3 protein-coding genes are annotated in these 1353 nt (G+C 44.3%); 1 reads left to right on the forward strand and 2 read right to left on the reverse strand.

What is annotated here, in order from left to right:
- The coding region (locus R7127_RS26255; protein ID WP_318148689.1) for a hypothetical protein at positions 1-850 on the forward strand (850 nt) is incomplete at its 5' end.
- A gap of 104 nt (positions 851-954) precedes the next feature.
- Here the strand turns inward: R7127_RS26255 and R7127_RS27135 are convergent.
- Both R7127_RS27135 and R7127_RS26265 read right to left on the reverse strand, forming a co-directional pair.
- Positions 955-1089 carry an MbeD/MobD family mobilization/exclusion protein gene (locus tag R7127_RS27135; RefSeq protein WP_169629211.1) on the reverse strand — a complete coding sequence of 45 codons (135 nt, stop codon included), beginning with the start codon at positions 1087-1089 and terminating at the stop codon, positions 955-957.
- Positions 1090-1092: 3 nt separating this feature from the next.
- A complete protein-coding gene (locus R7127_RS26265) occupies positions 1093-1266 on the reverse strand; it encodes a hypothetical protein (RefSeq protein WP_262635536.1) in 174 nt (57 codons plus the stop codon).
- Positions 1267-1353 lie beyond the last annotated feature (87 nt).

Below are 1353 nucleotides of genomic sequence, written 5' to 3' on the forward strand. Positions count from 1 at the left end.
CTATGACGATGGCTCTGCTGAATACGTGAACCTGTACAACTGGCGCAATACCCAGGATAAGACCTACCTGTTACAGCAAGCCGGTGACAACCTTAAAAATATCATTTTAGGTTCAGGTGGTTCTTCCGCGCCCTGGTTGACTACTCAGTTTAACTGGCATTCACTCTACCCTACTGAGTACTCAATGCTGAGATCTGACTTTTTGACGCTTGATCCAAAACTACACGAGTTAAAAGAGTATCTGGGTGATAGCCTCAAACAAATGCAGTGGGATAAATATGCAAAACTGTCCTCAGAGCAGCAAGCATTGTTCCTTGAAATCGTAGGTTTTGATCAAAATTGGCTGCAAGTAGAATATGACAAGAGTCCACTGGCTAACTTTGTATTCACGGGGACGACTACCTGGGCCGGTGGTGAAGAGAAAGAGTTCTACGCCAAGCAACAGGTTAATATCATCAATAATGCTATCAACGAAACCAGCCCTTACTATATTGGTAAGGAGCATGACCTGTTCTTCAAAGGGCATCCTCGCGGTGGTGTTATCAATGACATCATTATTAGCAGTTTTGATAATATGGTGAACATTCCGTCAGCCATCTCTTTCGAAGTCCTGATGATGACAGATATGCTGCCTGATACTATCGCCGGTGTGGCCAGCTCTTTGTATTTCACTATTCCAGCGGAAAACATCAAATTCATCGTTTTCACTTCATCCGAAGAGATCACCGATCGTGAACAAGCATTAAAGAGCCCACTGGTTCAGGTCATGATGACTCTGGGCATTGTGAAAGAAGAAAACGTTCTCTTCTGGGCCGATATGCCTGATTGCAGCAGTGGAACCTGTATCTAATCCAGTTTTAAAAGGCCCTTCGGGGCCTTTTTTCATGCTTCAATCTCAATTGCAGCGTGTGACCAGATTCAAACTCCCTGAAAAAGAGATTACTGATACTTGATTCAAATCAGGGTTTCCAACTGCTGGAGCTGCTCCGCTAAATCGTTGTATAGATTCACAAATTCCTTTTGTTGTATTTCGTGCTGCGTCTGCAATTGCTCGAATTCGTTCAATAATAGGGTTTCTAACTCGGTCATGTTCTACTTCTCCACCAGTTTGATAAGTTCGTTCTGGCCATCGTTGAGAGTCAATCCCCCTTTCACAGTGTATCCCTCTGGGATCACGATGTAACGCCCCTCTTTGTCCTGAAAGAAACGAATCCCCCATGTTAAGTAGGGAAAAAAATGCAAATGAGACAAATAGACTAATCTCAAAGGATCTCCAAAGAAACGATAAGGATGCTAGGAAAGCTAGCGCACGCCGCCCTTTCGGCTGCGCCGACCCCTACCCATTTCGACTCA

Origin of the sequence: Vibrio sp. 1159, from assembly GCF_033340395.1 — a bacterium.
Taxonomy (GTDB): Bacteria; Pseudomonadota; Gammaproteobacteria; order Enterobacterales; family Vibrionaceae; genus Vibrio; species Vibrio alginolyticus.

Excerpts from the sequence above, each read along its gene's own strand:
- R7127_RS27135 (WP_169629211.1), bottom strand. The coding sequence starts at position 1,089 with ATGACCGAGTTAGAAACCCTATTATTGAACGAATTCGAGCAATTGCAG.